26 protein-coding genes and 2 tRNA genes are annotated in these 24,822 nt (G+C 62.8%); 13 read left to right on the forward strand and 15 right to left on the reverse strand.

Annotation, left to right across the window (positions count from 1 at the left end):
• Window positions 1–396: 396 nt before the first annotated feature.
• The 7 genes from HNP71_RS08455 to HNP71_RS08485 form a co-directional block, all read right to left on the reverse strand.
• Window positions 397–1,365 (reverse strand): NAD-dependent epimerase/dehydratase family protein, encoded by a 969-nt coding sequence (locus tag HNP71_RS08455; RefSeq protein WP_183266463.1) that lies wholly within the window; start codon window positions 1,363–1,365, stop codon window positions 397–399.
• A complete protein-coding gene (locus HNP71_RS08460) occupies window positions 1,365–1,916 on the reverse strand; it encodes a D-sedoheptulose-7-phosphate isomerase (RefSeq protein ID WP_183266464.1) in 552 nt (183 codons plus the stop codon). The genes HNP71_RS08455 and HNP71_RS08460 overlap by 1 nt, the downstream gene beginning before the upstream one ends.
• Window positions 1,917–2,003: 87 nt before the next feature.
• The gene (locus HNP71_RS08465; protein ID WP_456304183.1) at window positions 2,004–2,828 is read right to left on the reverse strand and encodes a 3-hydroxybutyrate dehydrogenase; all 825 of its coding nucleotides are present in this window, start codon (window positions 2,826–2,828) and stop codon (window positions 2,004–2,006) included.
• Window positions 2,829–2,861: 33 nt separating this feature from the next.
• Window positions 2,862–3,749, reverse strand: a complete 888-nt coding sequence (locus HNP71_RS08470) for an IS1 family transposase (RefSeq protein ID WP_246344140.1) — start codon at window positions 3,747–3,749, stop codon at window positions 2,862–2,864.
• Between the two features lie 41 nt (window positions 3,750–3,790).
• Complete coding sequence (locus HNP71_RS08475; protein ID WP_183266465.1) at window positions 3,791–4,879, reverse strand: P63C domain-containing protein; 1,089 nt, start codon at window positions 4,877–4,879, stop codon at window positions 3,791–3,793.
• Between the two features lie 64 nt (window positions 4,880–4,943).
• The gene (locus tag HNP71_RS08480; RefSeq protein WP_183266466.1) at window positions 4,944–5,183 is read right to left on the reverse strand and encodes an RNA-binding protein; all 240 of its coding nucleotides are present in this window, start codon (window positions 5,181–5,183) and stop codon (window positions 4,944–4,946) included.
• A complete protein-coding gene (locus HNP71_RS08485) occupies window positions 5,176–5,376 on the reverse strand; it encodes a hypothetical protein (RefSeq protein WP_183266467.1) in 201 nt (66 codons plus the stop codon). The genes HNP71_RS08480 and HNP71_RS08485 overlap by 8 nt, the downstream gene beginning before the upstream one ends.
• A 175-nt stretch (window positions 5,377–5,551) precedes the next feature.
• On the opposite strand from HNP71_RS08485, the gene HNP71_RS08490 reads away from it, so the two are divergent.
• Together HNP71_RS08490 and parE are read left to right on the forward strand one after the other, a co-directional pair.
• Complete coding sequence (locus tag HNP71_RS08490) at window positions 5,552–6,724, forward strand: patatin-like phospholipase family protein (protein WP_183266468.1); 1,173 nt, start codon at window positions 5,552–5,554, stop codon at window positions 6,722–6,724.
• 63 nt (window positions 6,725–6,787) lie between these two features.
• A complete protein-coding gene (gene parE, locus HNP71_RS08495) occupies window positions 6,788–8,797 on the forward strand; it encodes a DNA topoisomerase IV subunit B (protein ID WP_183266469.1) in 2,010 nt (669 codons plus the stop codon).
• Window positions 8,798–8,862: 65 nt separating this feature from the next.
• On the opposite strand, the gene HNP71_RS08500 is transcribed toward parE, so the two are convergent.
• From HNP71_RS08500 to HNP71_RS08510, 3 genes are all read right to left on the reverse strand, one after another.
• The gene (locus HNP71_RS08500) at window positions 8,863–9,132 is read right to left on the reverse strand and encodes an HU family DNA-binding protein (RefSeq protein ID WP_183266470.1); all 270 of its coding nucleotides are present in this window, start codon (window positions 9,130–9,132) and stop codon (window positions 8,863–8,865) included.
• Window positions 9,133–9,328: 196 nt separating this feature from the next.
• Window positions 9,329–9,404 (reverse strand) — tRNA-Phe (locus HNP71_RS08505).
• Window positions 9,405–9,453: 49 nt separating this feature from the next.
• Window positions 9,454–9,528 (reverse strand) — tRNA-Thr (locus HNP71_RS08510).
• A 257-nt stretch (window positions 9,529–9,785) separates the two neighbouring features.
• Here HNP71_RS08510 and dcd point away from each other — a divergent pair.
• The 3 genes from dcd to HNP71_RS08525 are packed head-to-tail and all read left to right on the forward strand — an operon-like array spanning window position 9,786 to window position 12,033.
• Window positions 9,786–10,340: a dCTP deaminase gene (dcd, locus tag HNP71_RS08515; RefSeq protein ID WP_183266471.1), complete on the forward strand. Its 555-nt coding sequence runs from the start codon at window positions 9,786–9,788 to the stop codon at window positions 10,338–10,340.
• A 6-nt stretch (window positions 10,341–10,346) separates the two neighbouring features.
• Window positions 10,347–11,597 (forward strand): UDP-N-acetylglucosamine 1-carboxyvinyltransferase, encoded by a 1,251-nt coding sequence (murA, locus tag HNP71_RS08520; RefSeq protein WP_183266472.1) that lies wholly within the window; start codon window positions 10,347–10,349, stop codon window positions 11,595–11,597.
• A 19-nt stretch (window positions 11,598–11,616) separates the two neighbouring features.
• Window positions 11,617–12,033, forward strand: a complete 417-nt coding sequence (locus HNP71_RS08525; RefSeq protein WP_183266473.1) for a DUF1810 domain-containing protein — start codon at window positions 11,617–11,619, stop codon at window positions 12,031–12,033.
• Here the strand turns inward: HNP71_RS08525 and HNP71_RS08530 are convergent.
• Both HNP71_RS08530 and rnd read right to left on the reverse strand, forming a co-directional pair.
• Window positions 12,023–12,370, reverse strand: coding sequence for a GNAT family N-acetyltransferase (locus tag HNP71_RS08530; RefSeq protein WP_221246710.1), 348 nt, complete (start codon window positions 12,368–12,370; stop codon window positions 12,023–12,025). The genes HNP71_RS08525 and HNP71_RS08530 overlap by 11 nt on opposite strands.
• Before the next feature lie 114 nt (window positions 12,371–12,484).
• Window positions 12,485–13,654 carry a ribonuclease D gene (gene rnd / locus HNP71_RS08535; RefSeq protein ID WP_183266474.1) on the reverse strand — a complete coding sequence of 390 codons (1,170 nt, stop codon included), beginning with the start codon at window positions 13,652–13,654 and terminating at the stop codon, window positions 12,485–12,487.
• A gap of 69 nt (window positions 13,655–13,723) precedes the next feature.
• Here rnd and aspS point away from each other — a divergent pair, with 69 nt between their 5' ends.
• The 4 genes from aspS (at window position 13,724) to phoB (ending at window position 17,942) form a co-directional block, all read left to right on the forward strand.
• Window positions 13,724–15,511, forward strand: coding sequence for an aspartate--tRNA ligase (aspS, locus tag HNP71_RS08540; RefSeq protein WP_183266571.1), 1,788 nt, complete (start codon window positions 13,724–13,726; stop codon window positions 15,509–15,511).
• 185 nt (window positions 15,512–15,696) lie between these two features.
• On the forward strand, window positions 15,697–16,491 hold the full coding sequence (gene pstB, locus HNP71_RS08545) for a phosphate ABC transporter ATP-binding protein PstB (RefSeq protein ID WP_408840821.1): 795 nt from the start codon (window positions 15,697–15,699) through the stop codon (window positions 16,489–16,491).
• A 16-nt stretch (window positions 16,492–16,507) separates the two neighbouring features.
• Window positions 16,508–17,227, forward strand: coding sequence for a phosphate signaling complex protein PhoU (phoU, locus tag HNP71_RS08550; RefSeq protein WP_183266476.1), 720 nt, complete (start codon window positions 16,508–16,510; stop codon window positions 17,225–17,227).
• Between the two features lies 1 nt (window position 17,228).
• On the forward strand, window positions 17,229–17,942 hold the full coding sequence (phoB, locus tag HNP71_RS08555; RefSeq protein WP_183266477.1) for a phosphate regulon transcriptional regulator PhoB: 714 nt from the start codon (window positions 17,229–17,231) through the stop codon (window positions 17,940–17,942).
• Window positions 17,943–17,991: 49 nt separating this feature from the next.
• Here phoB and HNP71_RS08560 read toward each other — a convergent pair whose 3' ends face one another.
• Together HNP71_RS08560 and HNP71_RS08565 are read right to left on the reverse strand one after the other, a co-directional pair.
• Entirely contained in the window at window positions 17,992–19,101 is a 1,110-nt protein-coding gene (locus HNP71_RS08560; RefSeq protein ID WP_183266478.1) for an NAD(P)/FAD-dependent oxidoreductase, read from the reverse strand.
• The gene (locus tag HNP71_RS08565) at window positions 19,098–19,868 is read right to left on the reverse strand and encodes an alpha/beta fold hydrolase (protein ID WP_246344141.1); all 771 of its coding nucleotides are present in this window, start codon (window positions 19,866–19,868) and stop codon (window positions 19,098–19,100) included. The genes HNP71_RS08560 and HNP71_RS08565 overlap by 4 nt, the downstream gene beginning before the upstream one ends.
• Before the next feature lie 64 nt (window positions 19,869–19,932).
• Here HNP71_RS08565 and HNP71_RS08570 point away from each other — a divergent pair, with 64 nt between their 5' ends.
• Genes HNP71_RS08570 through HNP71_RS08585 form a run of 4 tightly spaced genes read left to right on the forward strand, consistent with a single transcriptional unit; the run spans window position 19,933 to window position 24,341 of the window.
• Window positions 19,933–21,144 carry an O-antigen ligase family protein gene (locus tag HNP71_RS08570; protein WP_183266479.1) on the forward strand — a complete coding sequence of 404 codons (1,212 nt, stop codon included), beginning with the start codon at window positions 19,933–19,935 and terminating at the stop codon, window positions 21,142–21,144.
• The gene (locus HNP71_RS08575; RefSeq protein WP_183266480.1) at window positions 21,141–22,124 is read left to right on the forward strand and encodes a YncE family protein; all 984 of its coding nucleotides are present in this window, start codon (window positions 21,141–21,143) and stop codon (window positions 22,122–22,124) included. The genes HNP71_RS08570 and HNP71_RS08575 overlap by 4 nt, the downstream gene beginning before the upstream one ends.
• A gap of 12 nt (window positions 22,125–22,136) precedes the next feature.
• On the forward strand, window positions 22,137–23,099 hold the full coding sequence (locus HNP71_RS08580) for a sterol desaturase family protein (RefSeq protein WP_183266481.1): 963 nt from the start codon (window positions 22,137–22,139) through the stop codon (window positions 23,097–23,099).
• A 15-nt stretch (window positions 23,100–23,114) separates the two neighbouring features.
• Window positions 23,115–24,341 (forward strand): argininosuccinate synthase, encoded by a 1,227-nt coding sequence (locus HNP71_RS08585; protein WP_183266482.1) that lies wholly within the window; start codon window positions 23,115–23,117, stop codon window positions 24,339–24,341.
• A 49-nt stretch (window positions 24,342–24,390) separates the two neighbouring features.
• Here HNP71_RS08585 and HNP71_RS08590 read toward each other — a convergent pair whose 3' ends face one another.
• Window positions 24,391–24,819 (reverse strand): GFA family protein, encoded by a 429-nt coding sequence (locus HNP71_RS08590; RefSeq protein ID WP_183266483.1) that lies wholly within the window; start codon window positions 24,817–24,819, stop codon window positions 24,391–24,393.
• Between the last annotated feature and the right edge of the window lie 3 nt (window positions 24,820–24,822).

The following is a 24,822-nucleotide window of genomic DNA, read 5'->3' on the forward strand; positions in this document are numbered from 1 at the left end:
CTAACCAAAGTCAGATCCAGCAAGTCAGAGCAAAAACCCCAACCCGGAAACGCCACCAGCGTATCCCTTCCCAGCCTATGCAATTGTCAAACAACGAAGACTAATTCACCCTTGCCTCAGAGCTCTCACCCCGCAGCGAAGGCCAACCAGTCTAACCAACCAACCGTTCAGTTTCAAGTCCAAACGCCGTCGGTGGAGCAGCTTCTATTCAATCAATCAAACACCGTCAACTCAGACGAACACAAAAAAAGTCATCGAAACCGAAACGCCCCACATAACAAACAAATAATCGATTGAAATATAACAATAAAAAATCTTCATGCAGCTTCGGATGCTTCGCATCTAGCCAGCCGACCTCGCCAGAGCCCCCTCGTGGCCAAAAAAAACGCCGGGCCATCACAGCCCGGCGCGTATTTCCCGCCATTTCAAGTACCACTCGACAAATCGCGGTATCCCCTCTTCCAGCGTGGTCGAAGGCACATAGCCGCACAGATCATGCAGCGCTCTTACATCCGCGCAGGTCTCCACCGGGTCAGCCTCCGGCTTGGGCAAGCTCACCGTCACTGCCTCGCGGCCTAGCGAATCTTCCAGTAACCGTACGAGGTCTCGCACGTATTCCGCCCGGTGATTGCCAATATTGAACAGCCGATGCGGCTCGTCATCGCCCGGCAGGTGATCAAATACCCCAAGAATCCCGGCCACGATGTCGTCGATATACGTAAAATCCCGCTTCAGACCGCCGTTTTCGTATAACGTCACCGGCTCTCCAGCCATGATCGCCTCGGCGAACCCGAAATACGCCATATCCGGCCGTCCCCACGGCCCGTACACGGTGAAGAAGCGCAGCCCGGTCTGCTTCAGCCCGAACAGATGCGTGTACGAAGCGCTCATCAGCTCATCCGCCCGCTTGGTCGCGGCATAGAGCGAGGATGGCTTATCCGCCCGCTCGCTCTCGGCATAGGGCAGCACCGAACCGGTTCCGTAAACCGAGGACGAGCTGGCATAAATCAGATGCTTCACGCTCTTCGTGTGCCGCGCCAGTTCCAGCAGCGAGAGATGCCCCGTGAGATTGGATGCCGCATAAGCGAACGGGTTTTCCAGCGAGTAGCGCACCCCCGCTTGCGCCGCGACATGCACGATCACCTCCACGCCATCGCCCAGGCGCAGCACCGAAGCATGGTCGGCAATATCCAACTTATGGAAGGTAAACCCCTTACCAAGCCGGGCCAGCCGGGCCTGTTTCAGCCGCACATCATAATAGGTGTTGAGGTCATCCACCCCCACAACCTCGACGCCCCTGGCCAGCAGCGCCTGCGCTACGTGATAACCAACAAACCCGGCAACGCCAGTAACCAGGACACGCATCAGCCGACGAGCCTGTCTTCAAGCAGGGTAAGAATCGCATGCCCCAGCGTGATGTGGCATTCCTGCACCCGCGCGGTATCGATCTCTGGAACCACAATCGCGAGGTCACAGAGAGGCAGCGCCAGCCCGCCATCGCCGCCCAGCAGCCCGACGCTGACAATGCCCATCTCCCGCGCCGCCCGCAGCGCCCCCAGTATATTGGCCGATTTGCCCGAGGTGGTAATGCCGAACAATACATCCCCTGCCCGGCCCAGGCCGTGCAGGGGGCGAGCGAACATCTCCTCTACGCCGAAATCATTCACCGCCGCGGTCACCGCCGAGGTATCCAGCGCCAGCGTAATTGCAGGCCAGCTTTGGCGCGCCACCGCCCCGCGCAGGCGGATAACCAGCTCTGTCGCCAGATGCTGGGCATCCGCTGCCGACCCGCCGTTGCCGCAGAAAATCAACTTCCCCCCGGCCCGAATTGTCTTTTCACAGGCATCCACCACGGCCAGCACGGGGGCGGCGTTTTCCGCCAGGGCCAGCTTCAGCTCCGCCGAGCGCCGCAGCATCGCGGCATAGCGCCCAGCCTCGGTTTCTTGCGTCGAAATACTAAACTCCCGCCCCTTGTTTCATGGGGCTTATACGTCAGCGCGCCGTTACTGCGCCACCCAGCCGCCATCCATGGAATGGGCCACGCCGGTCATGGTCTCCGCGCCCTCGGAGCACAGAAACACCGTCAGCGCGCCTAAATGCTCCGGCGTGGTAAATTTCAGCATCGGCTGCTTCTCGGCCAGAAGCTTCTTCTTCTCGGCCTCGACATCGGTGCCGTTGGCCGCCGCGCGGTCCTCCAGCTGCTTCTGCACCAGCGGGGTCAGCACCCAGCCAGGGCAGATGGCGTTCACGGTAACGCCGCTATTTGCCAGCTCGATCGCCGCCACCTTGGTCGCCCCCAGCACGCCATGCTTGGCGGCCACGTAGGCCACCTTATTGGCGCTGGCCACCAGCCCATGGGCCGAGGCGATGTTGATGATCCGCCCCCAGCCCTTGGCCTTCATGCCTGGAATGGCTGCCTTCATTCCGTGGAACACGGCCGAAAGATTAAGGGCGATGATCGCATCCCATTTCGCGTCCGGGAAGTCTTCTACAGGCGCCGTGAACTGGATGCCTGCGTTATTGACCAGAACATCCAGCCCTCCCAGCGTCGCCTGCGTCTTGGCGACAAGCCCGGCAACCCCCTCCGCCTTGCTCAGATCCGCGCCGTCATAGCCCACTTTCACGGAAAATTCTTGGGCCAGCCCTACGCGCAGGGCCTCGATCTCCCCGGCATCGCCAAAACCGTTCAACATCACATCCGCGCCCTCTGCCGCCAGCGCCCGGGCGATCCCGAGGCCAATGCCGCTTGTCGAGCCGGTTACCAGAGCCACCTTGCCTTTTAACGCCATCTCGAACACTCCCGTTTTGCCCTGCGGCAACAGCATCATGCGCCCCAACCCGCGTCAAGCATTGGTAGTGTCTCAGTTTGAAATTTCTGCCGCCGCTTTTTTGTAAACCGCCGGGCGGTTTGGTTTGGCGGCGCGAGCGTCGATCAGCTTCACCACGTCCTCCATGCTCCACAGCGTGGCGCTCAGGCCAGCCGCCATAGCCGGGGAGCAACGCAGCGTCTTGTGCTGGCGGACGAAGTTGTACCAGACGGTATAAAGCGCCACCATGTCCGTGTGGCTTTCCACCTTCTTGGAGAAGCCATTGGTCAGCCGTGTGAACCGGCGCATGGACATGCGCATGGTGAGGTTCTGGCGCTCCACGTAGCTCGTGGAAACGTGCTTCTGATCCGGTTTGCCCTCAATGCGGGTTTTCTTGATGCCGGTGCATTCAGCCGGGCTGTAGCGCCCAGGGGCGGAGGTCGTCTCGCCGTACATTTTCACCAGCATGGCGTAATCGACATTGGCCCCGAACGCATCCTCCACGGCGTCCAGATAGGCCTTGTGGCCGTCCGTGGTGAGTTGGACGCGATTAGCGAGGCGATCCGCCACGTCCAGCATGAACTCATGAGCATAGCCAGCATCACGACCGCCCACCAAGAAGGCCACAATCAGCTTGCTGTCAGCATCCAGAGCGGTCCAGGTCCATACATCGCCCGCACCTTCTGGGGCAGCTTTAGCCGCCGCCACGTTTTTCTGCTTGGCGTAGCAGAAGGACCAAATCTCATCGCACTGCACACGCTTGGATCGGACATTCCGCACCGCCTCGTTGTGGAAGGCTTCACAAGCCGCGCCAGCATCGGCCAGCAGCTTCGCCACGGTGTTGATGCTCACATCCGCGATCCGCGACACGGAGCGCATGGACGAGCCCTCGCAAAGCATCGTGAGGATATTGGCGCGCTGGGCAATGCTGAGCTTGTTCATGCTCATTTTATATGAACTTTTATGCTTAGCGTCAAGGATATTTACTCAGATGCATCCACCTCTAGTTCGCCCAGAAATGATAGCTGCCGATTTTTGTCGAAAGTGCCAGGAAATGCCCGGTCAAATTTCTTAATAAACTCGTCCTTATCGTCACAAACTTTCATAATGTTGGTGACAACAGCTACTTGTTTTTCAAGATGCGGCTGGCCAATTTCCTTGCTTAAAAATTGGTGGTGACGGCTTCTTCTTTGCCATTTTTCGTCAGCCGGATTTTTCTGTTCGATCTCCTGAATAACTCCAACAGGAAGACGATCATATATCATCCATTTGGTGAGTTTTCCGGCGAATCTCGGCCCGCGTGTACCATTTGCCAGTCCGCCGGCCGGAGGCCATTGCCATCCCCACAACCGGAACATCTCTTTGTAGAACTCCTCTGGGAATCGCTGTGACCAAGGAAGAAGTTCTGGAGATATGTACGCAGATAATATCTTACGCAGCTCACTCCTGTCTCTTACTTCCTGATACCGGGTAGCTTCGTCAACCAGGGCAATAATGCCCACATGGGCCAGGCCGCGCATAAGCGATTCGGCCCGTTCAGCGGCGGGCAATTGGGTTTTGCTCAGGGCTTTCGCTGCACGGGCTTTAAGCCACACGTCGCAAATATGCGGTATAAGCTCAGCGCGGATGCCGTGAGCCGTACCACCAGATCGAGACCCCGCAGTGTACAAGATTGGCTCAAACTCCATCAGCTCCATATCATTGATAATGAACGGTTTTAGGGCGCTGGCGGTCAAAAAATAAGGGAGTTGTCCAGCACCCTCAATGGATGCTCTTTTCCAGTCTTGTCCCCCAGGATTCCTTCCGAGGGCCTTTCCCATTCCGCGCATTGAAATAACCCTCGTCCCGTCATCCAAGACGGCACAAGGGATAACAGAATCGCCTATCTCCAACTCTCCGAGAGCAATCGCTTGGCGAACATTTGGGGGTATCACCTCAGGCTCTACCGCGCCTCGCCACCGCGCCTTTGCAGCGGTCTTAGCAATCTCCCGCCGCTCTTCGGTAGTAAGTTTACTTGCACGCGCCTTGCCGCCGAGCGCTTGTGGAGATGGTGCGTTCTCATCACTGGACAAATTGCGGCTCCATGCTTGCTGATCATTCTCTGATTAGCAAGCATGGAGCCGGCCAAGCAAGCATTTATTTTTTTATGCTTGCTGTTTTTTTCCATCTCTTTTCCGCCGCCTTTTTAGCAATCTCTGCCCGACGTTCCGGCGGCATCTTCGCCGCCCGCGCCTTCCCGCCCAGCTTCCCCAGGGTAGCGGCAGCGGACGCGGGTGCGATGTCCTCGGTTTCCTCGCCAGTTGCGATTCTCATGACTTTCACGGCATTGCCGATCACATCAGCGGGGCGCTTCTCGCCTTTGGGGCCTTTAGGCATCCTCGTCACCATTTGTGGCGGTCTGCATATAATTGACGACTGAACTTTGATCGTTGGCCGCCAAGGTAAAGGCTTGCGCTAAATGCAGTCGAGCATCCATTAGCGTCCATGCGCCGCTTTTGTAGTTCTCCAGAACAGTATCAAGGTAACGGTCTAAGAGAATGTGTTGCTTTTCCGTCAATTCCAATGTCACGGCGTACTCCTATGCTTTCCGCTAAGCATAGGTCATCTGGCCCGGAAATGCACGGCCCAAGGAGTCTAACTCCTGAGATTTTCAAACTGAGACACTACCCAAGCATTCCGTGGGCGTTCCCTCCCGCCGCCTATATGAGTACAACCAAGCACAAAGAGGAGGAGTTTCCTGTCTCATGGATATGCAGACCGACCCGCGTCACCCGCATCACGCCCCCCTGCCCCCGATGCCCAAAGTTCCCCGCCCCAAAGGATGCGAAGGTGTCGGCCTGGTGCTCCAGGGCGGCGGCGCGCTGGGCGCCTATCAGGCCGGGGTGTACCAGGCACTGCACGAGGCGGGGCTGGAGCCGGACTGGATCGCCGGCATGTCCATCGGCGCCATCAACTCCGCCATCATCGCGGGTAACCCGCCAGAGCACCGCGTCGCCAAGTTGGAGAAATTCTGGCTCGATATCACGGCGCGCGATCCGTACACCGTCTGGCCCGAGGGCGACTACGCCCGCATGCTACGCAACATGGTCTCAGCCATGAACGGCGTGCTGTTCGGCCAGCCTGGCTTCTTCCGCCCCCGCCCCTTCTCCGGTTTCTTCGCCCCGCGCGGCTCGCGCGCCGCCACCGCATTGTACGACACCGCCCCCTTGCGCCGCACGCTGGAGACCCTGGTCGATTTCGACCTGATCAACGACGGCCCGATACGCTTCGCGGTGGGCGCGGTGAATGTCGCCACCGCCAATTTCCAGTATTTCGACAATCACGACGTGGAAATCGGTCCCGAGCACATCATGGCCTCGGGCGCCCTGCCCCCCGGCTTGCCGATGATCCGCATCGGCCGCCACCGCTACTGGGATGGCGGGCTGGTCTCCAACACCCCGCTGCAACACTTGCTCGACCATATTGGCGGACGCAACATGCTGGTCTTCCAGGTCGATCTGTTCTCGGCTCAGGGTGATATCCCGCGCGACATGCCTGAGGTCCTGGCCCGCATGAAGGACATCCAGTACTCATCCCGCACCCGCACCACCACCGATCATTTCCTGCAAACTCACCGTTTGCAGCAGGACCTGCGCGAGGCCCTGCACATGGTGCCGCCGGAGTTGCTCACCGAGAAACAGCAGGAAATGAAGGCCGATCTCGAGCGCCTGCCCGAAATCAACATCATGCAGCTGATCTACCAACAGAAGGCTTATGAGGGCGACGCCAAGGATTACGAGTTCAGCCGCATCTCGATGAAGGAACACTGGCGCGCCGGCTATTACGACACGCGCAACACATTGGCCCATAGCGACTGGTTCACCTTCACGGGTGAGGGCGGCATCAACTCCTACGACATCCACCGCATGGGCGAGTGATCCCAAGCTCCCGGCAAAACCCTGCCAAGCCGGCGCCCTCCCCTTGCGCGCGGCGCGGCGGCCATGGCAACCAATGCGCCCGTTAACCCCCGGAGCCGGAAAACCTTGAGCGACTTATTCGAGAGCGGTGCGAGCAAAGACTACGGCGCGAAGGACATCGAGGTCCTCGAGGGCCTGGAACCCGTCCGCCGCCGCCCCGGCATGTATATCGGCGGGACGGACGAAACCGCCCTGCACCACCTCGCCGCCGAAATCCTGGACAACTCCATGGACGAAGCCGTGGCCGGCCATGCTAGCGTCATCGAGATGACACTGGAGCCCGGCAACAAGCTCACGGTGCGCGACAATGGCCGCGGCATCCCCATCGACCCGCACCCGAAATTCAAAGACAAATCCGCACTCGAGGTGATTCTCACCACGCTCCACTCGGGCGGCAAATTCTCCGGCAAGGCCTACGCCACCTCGGGCGGCCTGCATGGCGTCGGCTCCTCCGTGGTCAACGCCCTTTCCACCAGCTTCACGGCAGAGGTCGCGCGCGAAAAGAAGCTCTACCGCCAGGACTATTCCCGTGGCATCCCGCAGACCAAGCTCGTCGAGGTCGGCCCGGTGCAGAACCGCCGCGGCACCTCCATCAGCTTTGTCCCCGATGCCGATATCTTCGGTCCGCTGAAATTCTCCCCCGCCCGGCTCTACAAGCTCTGCCGCTCCAAGGCCTACCTGTTCCGTGGCGTGCGCATCCGGTGGTCCTGCGACCCGTCGCTGATCAAGGCGGAGTCGGACGTTCCCGCCCAGGCCGAATTACACTTCCCCGGCGGCCTGCGCGATTCGCTCGCCGCCGAACTCGGCGACACCGCCCTGGTCCTGCCCGAGATCTGGGCCGGCGAGGCCAAATTCGCCCCCGTTAACGGCCAGGAGCAGGGCAAGCTGGAATGGGCACTCGCCTGGGTGGAACAAGGCGACTCCAGCATCGACACCTATTGCAACACCGTCCCCACCCCGCTCGGCGGCACGCATGAGGCCGGGTTCCGCGCCGCGTTGCTGAAAGGCCTGCGCGCCTGGGCCGAGACACGCGGCAATAAGCGGGGTGCCGCCATCATCGCCGAGGACGTGCTGGGCTCCCTCCGCGCCAAACTCTCCCTATTCATCCGAGAGCCGCAATTCCAAGGCCAGACCAAAGAGAAGCTGACCACCTCCGAGGCCACGCGTCTCACCGAAACCTCGCTGCGCGACCGCTTCGACCATTTCCTCGCGGGCGACCCGGCCAATGCCGACAATTTGCTGGCCTTCGTCGTCGACCGCGCCGAAGAACGCCTGCGCCGCAAGGAGCAGAAGGACACCCCCCGCAAATCCGCCACACGCCGCCTCCGCCTGCCTGGCAAACTCGCCGACTGCGCCACGGAGAACGCCGAAGGTACGGAAATTTTCCTGGTCGAGGGCGACTCCGCAGGCGGCTCCGCCAAACAGGCCCGCAACCGCAACACCCAGGCGATTCTGCCGCTCAAGGGCAAGATCCTCAACGTCGCCTCCGCCTCAGGCGAAAAGCTGCGGCAGAATCAGGAGCTGAAGGACCTTATCGAGGCCCTGGGCTGCGGCGCCGGGCAAAACTTCAACCGCGCTGCCCTGCGCTACGAGCGCATCATCATCATGACGGATGCCGATGTGGACGGCGCGCATATCGCCTCGCTGCTGATGACCTTTTTTTACCGCGAGCTGCCGGAGCTCATCCGCCACGGCCATGTGTACCTGGCCCAGCCGCCGCTCTACCGAATCGTACACGGCGCCAAGAGCATCTACGCCATGGACGATGCCGAGCGCGAAAAACTGGTGAAGAAGTTCAAGCCCGGCGCGAAGCTGGAGATCAGCCGCTTCAAAGGTCTCGGTGAAATGCCGCCCGCCGTGCTGAAGGAAACCACCATGGACCCGGCCAAGCGCACATTGCTGCGCATCATGGCCTCGCCTGAGACCCGCGCCGCAACCTCCGACTTGGTTGAGCAGTTAATGGGCAAGCGCCCCGAACTGCGCTTTCAATTCATCCAGGAAAATGCAGGCAAGGTTGTGGAGCTGGACATCTAGCGCACAACAAAAAACGGCTCCGGGCCGCCCCGGAGCCGTTTTTTACAATCCGTTAACGGATAAGGTCAGACCAGCTTCTTCAGCGTCGGAGAGGCCTTGAAGCGCACGGTCTTGCCGGCCTTCACCTTGATCTCCTCGCCAGTGCGCGGGTTCACGCCCTTGCGCGCCTTGGTCTTACGCACGGTGAAGGTGCCGAAGCTCGGCAGTGTAAACTTACCGTTCTTCTTCATCTCCTTAACAATCGCCTCGATCAGGTCGGTCGCGGCGCGGTTCGCGGCAACACCCGTAATTTCGGCGGAGTTCTGGATAACTTCAGCAATAAATGCCTTCGACATATATATAAGCCTCTTTCCTGTTTACGCGGCCTGGGCGGGCTATTTTCGCCAAACCACTGTTCCTACCAGTCAAAAACGCTCCAGGCGCGACTGCGAACAGCCGGGCGCGTTGGCAAAATGTCTAGCCTGCACCTAGAAAAAACACCATAGCATTGCGCCGGGCGGCATTAAAAATATTAGATGTGGGAAAGAAGAATGGTGCCCAGGGGCGGAATCGAACCACCGACACTGCGATTTTCAGTCGCATGCTCTACCAACTGAGCTACCTGGGCACTTGGGTAGCGGGTGACTAGCCTAGGCTGTCCCCTGTTGCAAGTCCGCTGGTGCTGTCACTGGGAATTGAACCCAGGACCTCTTCATTACCAATGAAGTGCTCTACCCCTGAGCTATGACAGCGTGCGGTGGGCGCCCCTATATTCAATCCTGCGGCGGGACGCAACATCCCACGGCGCATTAAGTTGACACTTTCTGCGCGAGGCGGTTTGAACAAGCCGCATGAAAGCTCCGCAGACTCCTCCCAAACCAAGCCCGGCCGAGGCCTCCCGGGCCACGCGGGAGGCTGCCGAAGCCGCAGCCCTGCGGACGAATCTGCAGCGCCGCAAGGCCCAGGCGCGCGCCGCAGCCCCCCCCGCCCCCGAAAAGGAAGACGACAAATGCCGGTAATGTCCGACCACTGGATTCGCCAGCAGGCCCAGCAGCATGGGATGATCGAGCCCTTCGTCGAGGCACAGAAGCGCGATGGCGTGGTCTCCTATGGCCTCTCCTCTTATGGCTACGACGCCCGCTGCGCCGAGCATTTCAAGATCTTCACCAACGTCGATTCGGCGGTGGTGGACCCCAAGGAATTCAACCCGGCCAGCTTCGTGGACCGCACCGGCCCCGTCTGCATCATTCCGCCCAACAGCTTCGCCCTGACCCACACGGTGGAATATTTCCGCATCCCGCGTGATGTTTTGGTGATTTGCCTTGGCAAATCCACCTATGCGCGCTGCGGCATCATCGTGAACGTCACGCCGCTGGAGCCCGAATGGGAAGGCCAGGTGACGATCGAGATTTCCAACACCACCCCGCTTCCGGCCAAGATCTACGCCGGCGAGGGCATCTGCCAGTTCCTGTTCCTCAAGGGCGAAAGCCCGTGCGAGATCTCCTATGCCGACAAGGCCGGCAAATATATGGGCCAGCGCGGCGTCTCGCTGCCAAGGATGTAAGATTACATGGATTCGATTCGCATTACCGGCGGCGTGCCGCTTAACGGCACCATCGCCATCTCGGGCGCCAAAAACGCCGCCCTGCCGCTGATGACCTGCGGCCTCCTCACCGATGAAACCCTGACCCTGACCAACGCCGCCCGTCTGGCCGATCTGCAGACCATGGCGGACCTGCTGCGCCAGCACGGCATCTCGGTGGAATGGAACGGGCGCAGCATCTCGCTTGGCGGCCCCATCACCAACACCGAGGCCCCGTACGACATTGTGCGCAAGATGCGCGCCTCGATTCTCGTCCTCGGCCCGCTCCTGGCCCGCTGCCGCGAGGCCCGCGTCTCCCTGCCCGGCGGCTGCGCCATCGGCACCCGTCCGGTGAACCTGCACCTCAAGGGGCTGGAAGCCATGGGTGCCAAGATCAAGCTCGATGGCGGCTATGTGGACGCCTCCGCCCCGCAGGGGCTGAAGGGCGCAACCATCGTGTTCCCCTTCGTCTCCGTCGGCGCCACCGAGAACCTGCTCATGGCCGCCTCGCTGGCCGATGGCGTGACCACGCTGAAGAACGCCGCCCGCGAGCCGGAAATCTCCGACCTCGCGCACTGCCTCATCGCCATGGGCGCGAAAATCGAGGGCGTCGGCACGGACACGCTGGTTATCGAGGGCGTGAAATCCCTGCACGGTGCCGAGCACGCCATCCTGCCGGACCGCATCGAAACCGGCACCTACGCCTGCGCCGCCGCCATCACCGGCGGCAATCTCTTCCTTGAGAACGCCCGCGCGGCCGATCTCGGCGCGGTGCTCACCTCGCTGCGCGAGGCGGGGATCGTCGTCACCGAGGAAGCCAACGGCTTCCGCGTCGCCCGCGCCAACGGGCTGCACGGGGTGGACGTGATGACCGAACCCTTCCCCGGCTTCCCCACGGACATGCAGGCCCAGTTCATGGCGCTGATGGCGGTGGCGGACGGCGCCTCGATGATCACCGAGACCATCTTCGAGAACCGCTTCATGCACGTGCCCGAGCTCAACCGCATGGGGGCAAAAATCAACGTCCACGGCTCCTCGGCCATCATCCGGGGCGTGAAGCAGCTCTCCGGCGCCCCGGTCATGGCCACGGATCTGCGCGCCTCCTTCTCCCTGGTGCTGGCCGGTCTGGCGGCGCAAGGCGAAACCACCATCTCCCGCGTCTATCACCTGGACCGCGGCTACGAGGCGGTGGAACAGAAACTCACCGCCTGCGGCGCGCGGATTGAACGGGTAGCCTGAACTTCCCACATACCGGGGCATGGACGCCTTCAAGCTGGACCGCTTCACCGCCGCCCAGGCCCCGGTTATCGACATTATCCGCCGCGAACTCGCGGACGGGCGCAAACGCTCGCACTGGATGTGGTTCATCTTCCCCCAGATTGAGGGGCTAGGCTTTTCCGCCATGTCGCAGCGTTACGCCATTTCCGGGCTGGAGGAGGCCAAAGCCTATCTCGCCCACCCGGTTCTCGGGCGGCGGCTGCTCGAATGCACCCGCCTCGCCATGCAATCCGGCAACAGCGCGCTGGACATCTTCGGCCCCATCGACGCGCAGAAACTCCGCTCCTGCCTAACCCTCTTCGCCGCCGCCAGCGACGATCCGGTCTTCCCCCTGGCTTTGGCGCAATTCTTCAACGGCGAGCGGGACGACGCCACGCTGACCAAACTTACGGCGTAAGACGCAATTCCATATTCACTACCTCCACTGGCAACCCGCCGCGCGGATGGGTGTAAATCCCCCGCCCCACCTCCACAAAACCGCAACGCGCATAAAACGGAGCCGCATTCAGCGTCGCCTCCAGCCGCACCAGCCCGTCGAGCCGCGCCGCCGCCACGCCAATCTCCAGTAATCGCCGCCCCAGCCCGGCCCCGGCAGCCTCAGGGCGCACAAACAGCCGCGTCAACACGCCAGGCGCAGTATCCACAAAGCCGAGAATCATCCCACCTGCCTCGGCCACGCGCACAGCGCCGCCGCCGATCACCTCTTCGTAATGCGCGGCATCGCGGCCATCCATCCAGGCAGTGATCTGCGCGGGGGCGTAATATCCCGCCGCCCCCCCGAATCGCCGCCGCCGTCACATCATAGAGCGCCTGCCCCTCGCCCGCCCGCGCCGGACGGATGATGGGCATCACCCGTTCAGCTCGACGATCTTGATCCGCTTACCCTGGGTGGAGAGCGCGATCTCGCCCCGGATCAGCCGCAGCGCATCCTCGCCGAACATCTCCCGCCGCCAGCCTTCCAGGATCGGGTTCGGCGCGGTCTCGTCCAGCGCCAGCGCCTCGATCTCCTCGCCGCTGGCCACCAGCCGCGCCGCCACGTTGTTCTGCTCGGCGGCGGCGTTCAGCAGCACCTTCAACAGCGCCACCAGAGCCGGAGAAGCGCGCGGCGTATCACGGGGCCGCTCGATGCGCGGCAAATCCGCTTCGCCCAGCGCCTTGGCCTCGGCAATCGCCGCCAGCAGCGAGACGCCCGATTTGCCATTGGCGAAGCCGGCGGAAATCCCGCGCGCCCGGGTCAGCGCCTCGGCGTTATCCGGCGCCAGCGCCGCCACTTCGGGGATCTGCTCATCCTTCAGCAACCGCCCGCGCGGGATGTTGACCCGCTGCGCCTCGCGCTCGCGCCACGCGGCGATGGCTTTCACCAGGGCCAGCTGGCGGCGGTTATTGGTGCGGATCTTCAGCCGCTCCCAGGCCCGGGCTGGGTCCACCCGATAGGTGTTCGGGTCCGCCAGCACTTCCATCTCCTGGCCCACCCACTCCAGCCGCCCTTCCACACGCAGCCGGGCGGAAAGCTTCTCGTACACGGTGCGCAGATGCGTCACATCGGCGGCGGCGTAGTCGATCTGCGCCTTGGTCAGCGGCCGGGCCGACCAGTCGGAGAAGCGGTATGTCTTATCTATATGCCCCCCGGTAAGCGACTGCACGAGCGAGTCATACCCCACCTGATCGCCAAACCCGGCCACCATGGCCGCCACCTGGGTATCGAACAGATTGACCGGCACCGCCCCGAACAGCAGCAGAAAAATTTCCACATCCTGGCGGCAGGCATGGAACACCTTCACCGGCTCGGGCTTGGCCAGCAGCTCGCCCAGCGGGGCGAGATCAATGCCCTTGGCCATCGCGTCCACCACCGCCACGTCCTGCGTGCCCGCCAGCTGCACCAGGCACAGCTCCGGGTAATAGGTCTTCTCGCGCATGAACTCGGTGTCCACCGTGATGAACTCTTCCTCGGCCAGACGCGCGCAGAGGCTGGCCAGAGCCTCGGTGGTAGTGATGAACTGGGTTGGTATCTCGGTCATATCCCTCCCTTAACTCCCTACCGGCTTGACAGGAAGCAGCCCCCGGTTTCTTTGCCCGCCATGGAACAGATTCACGCCTATCGCTCTCATAATTGCGCCGCCCTGCGCAGCTCCGACATCGGTAAAACCGCCCGGCTTTCCGGCTGGGTGCATGCCAAGCGCGACCATGGCGGTCTGTTGTTCATCGATCTGCGCGACCATTACGGCCTGACGCAATGCGTGTTCGCCTCCGGCACCCCGGCCTTCGCCGCCGCCGAGACCGCGCGCGTCGAGTCGGTCATCACCGTCACCGGCAACGTAGTCGAGCGCGCTCCCGGCACCACCAACCCCAAGCTCCCCACCGGCGAAATCGAGCTGCGCGTGGACACGCTGGAGGTCCAGGGCCCGTCGGATGTTCTGCCCATCCAGGTGGCGGGCAACGAGAACTACCCGGACGAGCTGCGCCTGAAATACCGCTTCCTCGATTTGCGCCGCGAGCAGGTGCACAAGAACATCATGCTGCGCGCGGGCGTCATCGCCTCCTTCCGCCGCCGCATGATCGAGTCCGGCTTCACCGAGTTCCAGACGCCGATCCTCACCGCCTCCAGCCCCGAGGGCGCGCGCGACTTCCTGGTTCCCGCCCGCAACCATCCGGGCAAGTTCTACGCCCTGCCCCAGGCCCCGCAGCAGTTCAAGCAGTTGCTCATGGTCGCCGGGTTCGACCGTTACTTCCAGATCGCCCCCTGCTTCCGCGACGAAGCCTCCCGCGCCGATCGCTCCCCGGGCGAGTTCTACCAGCTCGACTTCGAGATGAGCTTCGTCACCCAGGAGGACGTGTTCAACACCATCGAGCCGATCCTGCACGGCGTGTTCGACGAGTTCGCCAATGGCCGCGATGTCGGCAAGCCGCCCTTCGAGCGCATCCCCTACGATGTGTCGATGCTGAAATACGGCTCCGACAAGCCGGATTTGCGCAACCCGATCGTGATCTCGGACGTCACCGACGCCTTCCGTGACTCGAGCTTCGGCCTGTTCGCCCGCATCATCGAGGGCGGCGGCATCGTCCGCGCCATCCCCGCCCCGGGCGCTGGCGGCAATCCCCGCTCGTTCTTCGACAAGCTGAACGAATGGGCGCGCGCCGAAGGCGCTGGCGGCCTTGGCTACATCACCTTCTCCGAAGCCGGTCCGCAGGGCCCCATCGCCAAGAACCTCTCGCCCGAGCGCGCCGAGGCCATCCGCGAGATCTGCGGCCTGAAGGCGGGCGACGCCGTATTCTTCGCCGCCGGTAAGGAACTGGACGCCGCCAAGTTCGCAGGCTCCGTACGCACCAAGCTCGGCAACGATCTCGGCCTGATCAAGGCGGGCGAGTTCAAGTTCTGCTGGATCGTCGATTTCCCGATGTACGAGTACGACGAGGAACTGAAGCAGGTCGTGTTCAGCCACAACCCGTTCTCCATGCCGCAGGGCGGAATGGAAGCGCTGGAGGGCCAGGACCCGCTGACCATCAAGGCCTTCCAGTACGACATCGTCTGTAATGGCATCGAACTGTCGTCGGGGGCCATCCGTAACCACCGCCCGGACATCATGCTGAAGGCCTTCGAGATCGCCGGTTACGGCCCGGAAGAGGTGGAAGCCCGCTTTGGCGGCATGCTCAACGCCTTCCGCTATGGCGCCCCGCCGCATGGCGGCTCCGCCCCGGGCATCGACCGTATCGTCATGCTCCTGGCCGACGAGCCGAACATCCGCGAAGTCATCGCCTTCCCGCTCAACCAACAGGGTGAAGATTTGATGATGGGCGCTCCCGCCCCTGTACCCGCCGCGCGGCTCAAGGAACTCTCCATCGCTCTGGCGATGCCGCCAAAGCCCGTTAAATCCTAAGCCTTTCCCGGCCAAGCGGCTGCCCCGCTTGGCCGTTTTTTTATCCGGCGGGCTGCCCCGGCAGCTCCGCTTCAAGAATCCCCTTCCTGTCACAAAAGCTTCACGCTACCGTCACAGCACTGTCACGGAACGCGCCTAAGGAAGCGCTCATGGAAATAGCGAGTCATCAAAATATGTCATCCGACATGGGGCTGCCCGACGCCCTCCGCCAAGCTACCCGCAGCAGCGATGCGCGCGTCTCCATCCGCAACCTGAATTTCTATTACGGCGAGACGCACGCCCTCAAGAACGTCTCGATCGACTTCCCCGACCGGCAGACCACGGCCATGATTGGCCCCTCCGGCTGCGGCAAGTCGACGCTTCTGCGCGTCCTCAACCGTATGTACGACCTCTATCCCGGCCAGCGCGCCGAGGGCGAGGTGCTGATCAACGGCCAGAACATTGTCGCTCCCGGCCAGGATTTGAACCAGCTTCGCCGCCGCGTCGGCATGGTGTTCCAGAAACCCACCCCGTTCCCCAAATCCATCTACGAGAACGTGCTCTTCGGCGTGCGCCTGCACGAGAAGCTCTCCAAGGCCGAGCTGGATGAGCGCGTGGAATGGGCCCTCACCCGCGCCGCCCTCTGGAACGAGGTGAAGGACCGCCTGAACAGCTCGGCCCTGGGCCTCTCCGGTGGCCAGCAGCAGCGCCTGTGCATCGCCCGCTCCATCGCCGTCCGCCCGGACGTGCTGCTGCTCGACGAGCCCACCTCCGCGCTGGACCCGATCAGCACGCTCAAGATCGAGGAGTTGGTGGACGAGTTGAAGCGGGATTTCTGCATCGTCATCGTTACCCACAACATGCAGCAGGCCGGTCGTTGCGCCGATCAGGTGGCGTTCTTCTATCTCGGCGAGCTGGTCGAGGTCGGGCCGTCGAGCCAGATCTTCACCGCCCCGCGCGAGCGCAAGACGCAAGAATACATCACCGGCCGCTTCGGCTGAGCAAGGGATCCGCACCATGGCCGACGAGCCGAAACACATCGTATCCTCTTTCGAATCGGATCTGAAGAAGCTTCACGACATGATCGCGATGATGGGCGGTCTGGTTGAGCGCGCCGTCGCCGATGGCTCGTCAGCCCTGCTGGACCACGACCCGGATCTGGCCGCCCGCGTGATCGAGCACGACCCGAAGATCAACGCCGAGCAGCATAATGTCGAGCTGTTCGCGGTGCGCCTGCTGGCCCTGCGCCAGCCGGTGGCGGACGATCTGCGCCAGGTCATCCAGGCGCTGAAGGTGGTTACCGACCTTGAGCGCATTGGCGATCTCGCAGCCAATATCGCCAAGCGCAGCATCGTCATCAACCAGGTGGCCAGCAGCTTCTCGCTCTCCAGCCTGGGCCAGATGGCCACGCTGGTGCAGCAGAACCTTAAATCCTGCATCGACAGCGTCGGCGAGGCCAACCCGCAGAAGGCCGTCGCCGTATGGCGTGCCGATCAGGCGGTGGATGACCTCTACAACGCCATCTTCCGCGAGCTGATCACCTACATGATGGAAGACGCGCGCAACATTACCGCCTGCACGCATCTGCTGTTCATCGCCAAGAACCTCGAGCGCATCGGCGACCACACCACCAACATCGCCGAGCTGACCTATTACGCCGTCACTGGCGAAAGCCTGCCGGATTTCCGTCCCAAGGGCGACAATACCGCCGCCTACATGCCCTCCAACGCCGGTTAAGATGTCCGATCTGAACAAACCTTACATCCTCATCGTCGAAGACGAAGCGCCGCTGGTCACGCTGCTGCGCTACAATCTTGAGAAACAGGGTTTCCGTGTCGAGGACACCGGCGACGGCGGTGAGGCGCTGACCCGCATTACCGAGGCGCCGCCCGACCTGCTGCTGCTGGACTGGATGCTGCCGACCATGTCGGGCATTGAGTTGTGCCGCCAATTGCGCCGCCGCCCGGCTACGCGCGCGCTTCCCATCATCATGCTCACCGCCCGCGCCGAAGAGCAGGATGCCGTGCGCGGCCTGGATACGGGGGCCGACGACTACATTACCAAGCCCTTCTCCACCGAAGCGCTGATCGCCCGCATCCGGGCCCTGCTGCGCCGCTCCGGCTCGGTGCCGCAGAAGCTGAAGCTAAATTTCCACGATATCTCGCTGGACCCGGCCTCACACCGCGTCATCCGCAACGGCCGCGCCCTGCATCTCGGCCCCACCGAGTTCCGCCTGCTGGAATTCTTCCTGCGCCACCCCAAGCGCGTATTCTCGCGCGAGGATGTGCTGAACGCCGTCTGGGGACGGGACATCCATGTCGAGCCCCGCACCGTGGACGTGCATATCCGCCGCCTGCGCAAGGCCATCAACGGCCCAGGCGAAGTTGATATCGTCCGCACCGTGCGCGCCGCCGGTTACGCACTGGACCTGGATCTGGGCGAGGTCGCCTAACTAATTTGGTGGAGCCCTTATTGAAAAATGGCTCCACCAAAAATTTCTGTTATTTTCTGAACCGCATCGGGTCGATGGCCGGGATAATGGCACCAGCCGGGCCCGGGTCCTCACCCTTCACCATCGCCGTCACCAGCACACTGGCGGCGGGCGCGGTCTGGATACCATAGCCCCCCTGCCCCACACACCAGAAGAAGCCGGGCGTCGCATTGTCCCAGCCAAAGGCAAGTGAGCGGTCCTGCGTGAAGGTGCGTAAGCCCGCCCAGCTATGCTCCACGCGCCGCACCTCGATGTTCAGCGCGTGCTGCATGCGGTCAATGCCGATCGCCACGTCCAACTCATCCGGCTGCACGTCATGCGGGGTATCCGGCGTCTCGTCGCAGGGTGTCACCATCAGCTTGGTCCGCGCCTCTGTGCGCACGTACCAGTCATGCCCGGCCGACTGCACCATCGGCCAATGCTCCACCTCGTAGGGGGCGGGGTCGATGATCGCGGCGGTACGACGGCACGGCACCAGCCCGATGGGCTGCAGCCCGGCGATTTTCGCCACCTCGTCGCCCCAGGCGCCAGCGGCGTTGATCACGATCGGCGCGGTGATTACCACATCGCCCGAGGTCTCCACCTCCCACACGCCGTTCTTGCGCTCAATCCGCGCGGCCCGGTTGCGCAGCATCAGCTGCCCGCCCGTCTGGCGCACCCGGCGCAGATAGAACTGGTGCAGCGCCGCCACATCCATGTCGAACCCATCCGACTCCAGCCCGGCGCGCACGGCGTAACCGTCGATGAGCGCGGGACAGAGCACCTTGGCCTTGGCCATGGAGATTTCCTCGATCCCCAGCCCCTGGCCGATCAGCGCATCCAGCGCCTCGGTCTGGTCGGCGGGGGCAAGGTAGAGGATCTCGCGCCCCACAGCGAGCTTGTCGGTGCCAATATCGGCGGGCGGGTCCTGGTAGAAATCGTAGGAGAGCCCGGTCAGCAACCGCACGTCGGGCGGGCCGTAATTGCGGATCCAGATTGCCGCCGACCGCCCGGTGGTGTGAAATCCCGCCTGCTCCTCCTGCTCCAGCAGCGCCACCTTATGCGTGGCCCCCAGCCCAGCGGCGGCGGAGGCGCCAACAATCCCGGCGCCGATGACAATGACATCGAAATGCGCGCTCATAATCCAAAAAACTCCTGCAGGCTGGCCAGAACCTCGGCCGGTTTATCGGCGTGCAGCCAGTGCGCGGCACCCTCGATGCGCTGGCGCATGGCGTTGGGGAACAGGCGGCGGATCGGTTCGTCAGCCTCCGCCCCCACATAGTCGGACAGCGCCCCCGAAAGGAACAGCGCCGGAGCCGTGAAGGGCTGGCATCCTGGCGGATCCACCCAGTTCAGCATATCCGGCATCGCGGCCTGTATCTCCTTGAGCCCCACGCGCCAATGCGGGTTGGCCCCCAGCACCAGATTATTGAGCAGAAAGGCCCGCATCGGTGCCGCCTTCACCGTCTGCGCCAGAGCCTGCTCCGCTACAGCACGAGTGAGGCCGGGATGCAGCTCGATGGCCAACATCGCCGCGACGTAATCGTCATAATCATGGTCGTAGGCGATGGGCGCGATATCCATCACCACCAGCTTCTCCACCAACTCCGGGCGGGTCAGCGCCAGGGCCATGGCCGTCTTGCCGCCCAGCGAGTGCCCGGCCAGCTTCACGCGCTCCAGCCCCAGATACGCCAACGTCTCCGCCACATCCGCCGCCATGGTCACGAAATCCATCGGCAGGCCGTGCGGGCTCTCCCCGTGGTTGCGCAGATCCAGCGCGATGACACGCGCCTTCCCGCTCAGTCCCCGGCTCAGCACGCCGAGATTCCGCGCCGCGCCGAACAGCCCATGCAGCAGCACGAGCGGCTCACCTTCCCCCATCTGGGTCGCGTTTAATATCATAGACATAGTTCATCACCCGCCTTGGTAAAAATCTCAAGCGCCAAGACGCGAATCCAGCTATGAGCGCAACATGATTCCCGCTTTGGTTGCCGTCGCCGCATTGTGCTTCCTGGGGTTGATCTTCTATTTCCCTCAAGCCACGGCGCTGCTCTGGGTGCTGGCGCTGGAAACCTCCCCCGATGCCTGGCTGGCTCAACTCATCGGCGGACACGAGACGATCATCGCCCTCATCAAGGCCTCCGGTATCGGGCTGGCGCTGGTGCTGGCCATCCGCCAAGGCGTTCGCTGGGACCGCTTCAATCCAGCCTTCGCCTTCGCCACCATGTTTCTCATTGGGCTGATGCACGGGCTCTATCCCGGCCTTAGCCTGGTCGACTCGCTGCGCTCGCTCATCGGCTCCTGCGCGCCGTTCCTGTTCTCCTTCGTCCGCCTGCCGCCCAACATCATCCGCTCCGTCATCCGAGCCGCCATCTGGGGGCCGCTATTCACGGTTGGCTTCGGCGCGCTGCTGGCGCTTACGGGGCTGGGGCATATGTATGTGGTGGAACAAGGGGCGCTGCGCCTTGGCGCTTCCGGTGAGCCCCCCTTCCTCGCCGGTTTTGCGCTGATTGGCATCTATGCCGGGCTAATGGAGAGCCTCGCCGCCGCCAACGCCACAACCACGTTCATGGTCGCGGTCAATTTCTGCATCGTCCTGCTCACCGGGGCGCGCACGCCGCTGTTCCTGGCCGCGCTCAACATCCTGGCCGTGCTGATCATGCAGCGCCGCCTGTATCTGCTGGCACTGGCGGGTGCGCTGGGCAGTGCCGCCATCCTCTTCGCCAAGGGGCTTACCTTCATCCGCGTCGTCGGCCTCACCGAGCTGGACGAAGCCGCCAACCTCTCCAACCGTGGCCTCGTCTGGCCCTATTTCCAGCAGGCCCTGCTCCACTCGCCCGTGTTCGGCTGGGGTGTTGGGGCGGGCAAGGTCATCATCCCCGTCACCTCCATCCTGGACCAAATGATCGGCACCAACGCCGCGCATGACGAATACTTACGCATTGGCGCCGAGGGCGGGTTCTTCGGGCTGGCTTTGCTCATCGGGCTGATGACGCTCTGGATGCTACGCGGCACCGCTGGCCTGCCACGGCCACAGCGTCATCTCATGCGACTAATTTTCATTAGCTTCGCCGTGCATTCTACCATGGACAACACCCTCATCGCCACCACCGCATCTGTATTTTTCCTTTGGATAAGCTGCATCTTCGCAAACACGGAAAATGGGACTACACCGGCCGCATGATCACGCGCCGCACCGCTCTCGCCCTTCCCTTCGGCCTGCTTGCTCCCGCCGCTTACGGCGACACGCCGCCTCCGATCTGCGTGGTGATGAACTCCGGCGCGGCCTCAATCTCGGTGATCGACATGAACACCCGCCAGATCATCGCCACCGAGCCCGCCTTCCGCGAGCCAAGCCACTGGGCACTGACCCCGGACCGCAAGACCCTGTACGTGTGCGATGCCGGTGGCAACGCCTTCTTTGCCTTCGACCCGGTAACCGCTGCCCCGCTCGGCCATTGCACGATCGCCGACCCCTACCAGCTCGCCTACTCGCCGGACGGCAAATACCTCGTCGTCAACGCCCTGCGCCTGAACCATGTGGACGTGTACGACGCCGCCAGCCTCTCTCTGGTGAAGCGTTTCAAGGCCGGCGAGATGCCGAGCCATCTGGACTTCTCGCCCGATGGCCGCTGGTGCTTCAGCTCCCAGCAGAAAACCAACGCGCTCTTCTCCTTCGACGTGCAGACCCTGGAGCCGCGCTGGACCGTGCCCATCGGCAATACCCCAGCCGGCGTGCTCTGGCTCAACGATAAGATCATCGTCTGCATCATGGGCGAGAACGGCATCATCGAAGTCGATCCGGTGGATGGCCGCATCACCCGCCGCATCGAAACCGGACCCGGCGCGCATAACGTGTTCTACGACGAGGACAACAAGATCCTCTACATCTCCAACCGCGGCCCGGGCGACACCTCGCTCGCCGCCCTCGACCCCGAGACGCTGGAGATCAAGCGCATCTACAAGATCCCGGGCGGGCCGGACGACATCGAGATCGCCCCGGACGGCAAGATCTGGATCGCGCGGCGCTTCGCTGAGGCGGTCGCCATCCTCGACCCCGTGACCGGCGAATACGACTCCATCCCCGTCGGCCGCTCACCGCACGGCATCTATCTCAGCACCTGCCTCGCCCGTAAGGGCAAGCTCACGGCGGAGATCATCTAAGGAGATTCAGCAATGAGTCTGGACCGTCTCTTCTCGAATCTCGCCGGCTACATGGACCAGTACGCCGTGCTGCCCATCCTCTACCATTTCCACTGGATGGAATGGGATGAGCTGTCCTTCGACTGGTGCCTCGTCTGCATCTACGGCCTGTTCGCGGTCATCGTCACCTACGCCGTGTGCCTGCCCATGGAGCGCTGGCGCCCCGTGGAGCATTGGCCGGACCAGAAGGCCGTGCTGACGGATGTGTTCTATACCCTGCTCAACCGCGTGGGCGTGATTCCGGTCATTACCTTCCTGCTGTTCTACCAGGCGCAGACCTGGTTCACCGGCTGGGTGGTGGATATGGGCTTCATCCCGCCCACGCTGGACTCGCTGGTCCCCGGCCTGTTCGGCCACCCGATCATCACTTTCTGGATCTACGCGCTGATCCTGGACTGCGCCGATTACTGGCGCCACCGGCTCTCGCACAGCTTCCGCGCCTGGTACGCGCTGCACGCCCTGCACCACGCCCAGCGGCAGATGAGCTTCTGGTCCGACGACCGCAACCATATCTTCGACGATTTCATCACCTTCGTATGGTTCTTCGTTATCGGCCTGCTCATCGGCATCCCGCCGCTGCAATTCCCGCTGCTGATGCTGGGGCTGCGCTTCATCGAGAGCTTCTCCCACGCGAATATCCGCATGTCCTTCGGCCCGCTGGAGCCCATCCTGGTCTCGCCGCGCTTCCACCGGCTGCACCACGCCCTGCGCGCCGCCGGGCGGGGGTCTTGCAACTATGCGGGCGTATTCTCCATCTGGGATGTGATCTTCGGCACCGCCGACTTCTCCAACGCTTACCTGCCCACCGGCGACGCCAAAGCCCCCGAGGCCCTGGCCACCGGCACCTACCTGGAGCAGCAACTTTGCGGGGCGAAGATGTTCTTCCAGTCGCTGGCCAAATCCTGGCATGCCCTTGGCAGCCGCCGCCCGACGTAATAACGGATCGAAACCATGGAACACAAAGTCAAAAAAGTCGTCCTGGCCTATTCCGGCGGGCTGGACACTTCCGTCATCCTTCGCTGGCTGCAGAACACCTATAACTGCGAGGTGGTCACCTTCACGGCCGATCTCGGCCAGGGGGAGGAGCTGGAACCCGCCCGCAAGAAGGCCGAGATGTTCGGCATCAAGCAGATCTTCATCGAGGATCTGCGCGAGACCTTCGTGAAGGATTTCGTCTTCCCGATGTTCCGCGCCAACGCGCTGTACGAGGGGCAGTACCTGCTCGGCACCTCCATCGCCCGCCCGCTCATTGCCCAGCGCCAGATCGAGATCGCCGAGATGGTCGGCGCCGACGCCGTGGCCCATGGCGCCACCGGCAAGGGCAACGACCAGGTGCGCTTCGAGCTGGGCTATTACGCCCTGAACCCGAATATCCGCGTCATCGCCCCCTGGCGCGAGTGGGACCTGACCTCCCGCACCAAGCTCATCGAATACGCCGAAACGAACCAGATCCCCATCACCAAGGACAAGCGCGGCGAGGCCCCGTTCTCGGTGGATGCGAACCTGCTGCACTCCTCCTCCGAGGGCAAGCTGCTGGAAGACCCCGCCATCGGGCCGGATGAGATCGTGTATCAGCGCACCATCTCGCCCGAAGCCGCCCCGGATGTGGCGACCGAGATCAGCATCGACTTCCTGCACGGCGACGCCGTGGGGCTAAACGGCGAGGCGCTCTCGCCCGCCACCATCCTCACCCGCCTGAACGAGTACGGCAAAGCCAACGGCATCGGCCGCCTGGACCTCGTGGAAAACCGCTTCGTCGGCATGAAGTCCCGCGGCGTGTACGAGACCCCGGGCGGCACCATCCTGCTGGCCGCGCACCGCGGCATCGAGTCCATCACGCTGGACCGCGAGGCCGGGCACCTGAAGGACAGCATCATGCCCCGCTATGCGGAGCTGATCTATAACGGCTTCTGGTTCTCCCCGGAGCGCCGGATGCTCCAGGCGCTGATCGACACCTCGCAGGCTTCCGTCACCGGCCGCGTGATGCTGAAGCTCTATAAGGGCAATGTCATCGTCACCGGGCGCGAGAGCCCGCATTCGCTCTACAACACCCGCATGGTTACCTTCGAGGACGATGCCGGCGCGTATAACCAGCAGGACGCCGCGGGCTTCATCAAGCTCAACGCCCTGCGCCTGCGCCTCGGTGCTTCCATCGGCCGCCGCGGCGGCGCGCTGTAAGCCTCCCCAAAAATCAAAAGGGCGCTCCCGCAAGGAGCGCCCTTTTTTGTTACTCGGCGACCATCTCGCCAGAACCGCCCAGCTCGGCGGGGAAATCCTTCAGCTTCGGCAGCCCATCCTTCATCGGCAGCACGGTCTCGGCATAATTCACATGCACCGCCGCCTTGAAGGGCAACTCCGGCAGCGTGGCCGCGAACACGTCGATCAGCCCGAAGCCGGGATGCACCGTCATCAGATGCCCACCGCATTTGCGGCAATATTGCCGCTCGCTGGCCGGGGTCTTGGCGAAGCTGGCGATCTCTTCCTCGCCCTGCGTCACCCGCACAGCCTCAGGCTTCCACAGGGTAAAGGCGTTCACCGGCCCGGCGGACCAGGACCGGCAGGAGCGGCAATGGCAATAGCCCATCGCCTCGGGCGCGCCGGTGGCTTCCAACGTCACGGCTCCACAGAAACAGGCACCCTTATAGGTTTGTGTCATGGC

Origin of the sequence: Acidocella aromatica (genome assembly GCF_014201825.1) — a bacterium.
GTDB lineage: Bacteria > Pseudomonadota > Alphaproteobacteria > Acetobacterales > Acetobacteraceae > Acidocella > Acidocella aromatica.

Bases quoted from the DNA above. Each gene is read 5' to 3' on its own strand.
- phoB (WP_183266477.1), top strand. From the start codon at position 17,229: ATGTCCGATCTGAACAAACCTTACATCCTCATCGTCGAAGACGAAGCG.
- dcd (WP_183266471.1), top strand. From the start codon at position 9,786: ATGCCGGTAATGTCCGACCACTGGATTCGCCAGCAGGCCCAGCAGCAT.
- HNP71_RS08565 (WP_246344141.1), bottom strand. From the start codon at position 19,868: ATGTCTATGATATTAAACGCGACCCAGATGGGGGAAGGTGAGCCGCTC.
- HNP71_RS08525 (WP_183266473.1), top strand. From the start codon at position 11,617: ATGGACGCCTTCAAGCTGGACCGCTTCACCGCCGCCCAGGCCCCGGTT.
- HNP71_RS08570 (WP_183266479.1), top strand. From the start codon at position 19,933: ATGATTCCCGCTTTGGTTGCCGTCGCCGCATTGTGCTTCCTGGGGTTG.
- phoU (WP_183266476.1), top strand. From the start codon at position 16,508: ATGGCCGACGAGCCGAAACACATCGTATCCTCTTTCGAATCGGATCTG.
- HNP71_RS08460 (WP_183266464.1), bottom strand. From the start codon at position 1,916: ATGCTGCGGCGCTCGGCGGAGCTGAAGCTGGCCCTGGCGGAAAACGCC.
- HNP71_RS08580 (WP_183266481.1), top strand. From the start codon at position 22,137: ATGAGTCTGGACCGTCTCTTCTCGAATCTCGCCGGCTACATGGACCAG.
- HNP71_RS08585 (WP_183266482.1), top strand. From the start codon at position 23,115: ATGGAACACAAAGTCAAAAAAGTCGTCCTGGCCTATTCCGGCGGGCTG.
- HNP71_RS08455 (WP_183266463.1), bottom strand. From the start codon at position 1,365: ATGCGTGTCCTGGTTACTGGCGTTGCCGGGTTTGTTGGTTATCACGTA.
- HNP71_RS08480 (WP_183266466.1), bottom strand. From the start codon at position 5,183: ATGCCTAAAGGCCCCAAAGGCGAGAAGCGCCCCGCTGATGTGATCGGC.
- HNP71_RS08530 (WP_221246710.1), bottom strand. From the start codon at position 12,370: ATGGATGGCCGCGATGCCGCGCATTACGAAGAGGTGATCGGCGGCGGC.
- HNP71_RS08490 (WP_183266468.1), top strand. From the start codon at position 5,552: ATGGATATGCAGACCGACCCGCGTCACCCGCATCACGCCCCCCTGCCC.
- pstB (WP_408840821.1), top strand. From the start codon at position 15,697: ATGGGGCTGCCCGACGCCCTCCGCCAAGCTACCCGCAGCAGCGATGCG.
- murA (WP_183266472.1), top strand. From the start codon at position 10,347: ATGGATTCGATTCGCATTACCGGCGGCGTGCCGCTTAACGGCACCATC.
- rnd (WP_183266474.1), bottom strand. From the start codon at position 13,654: ATGACCGAGATACCAACCCAGTTCATCACTACCACCGAGGCTCTGGCC.
- HNP71_RS08500 (WP_183266470.1), bottom strand. From the start codon at position 9,132: ATGTCGAAGGCATTTATTGCTGAAGTTATCCAGAACTCCGCCGAAATT.
- HNP71_RS08470 (WP_246344140.1), bottom strand. From the start codon at position 3,749: ATGAACAAGCTCAGCATTGCCCAGCGCGCCAATATCCTCACGATGCTT.
- HNP71_RS08465 (WP_456304183.1), bottom strand. From the start codon at position 2,828: ATGATGCTGTTGCCGCAGGGCAAAACGGGAGTGTTCGAGATGGCGTTA.
- HNP71_RS08590 (WP_183266483.1), bottom strand. From the start codon at position 24,819: ATGACACAAACCTATAAGGGTGCCTGTTTCTGTGGAGCCGTGACGTTG.
- HNP71_RS08575 (WP_183266480.1), top strand. From the start codon at position 21,141: ATGATCACGCGCCGCACCGCTCTCGCCCTTCCCTTCGGCCTGCTTGCT.
- parE (WP_183266469.1), top strand. From the start codon at position 6,788: ATGGCAACCAATGCGCCCGTTAACCCCCGGAGCCGGAAAACCTTGAGC.
- HNP71_RS08560 (WP_183266478.1), bottom strand. From the start codon at position 19,101: ATGAGCGCGCATTTCGATGTCATTGTCATCGGCGCCGGGATTGTTGGC.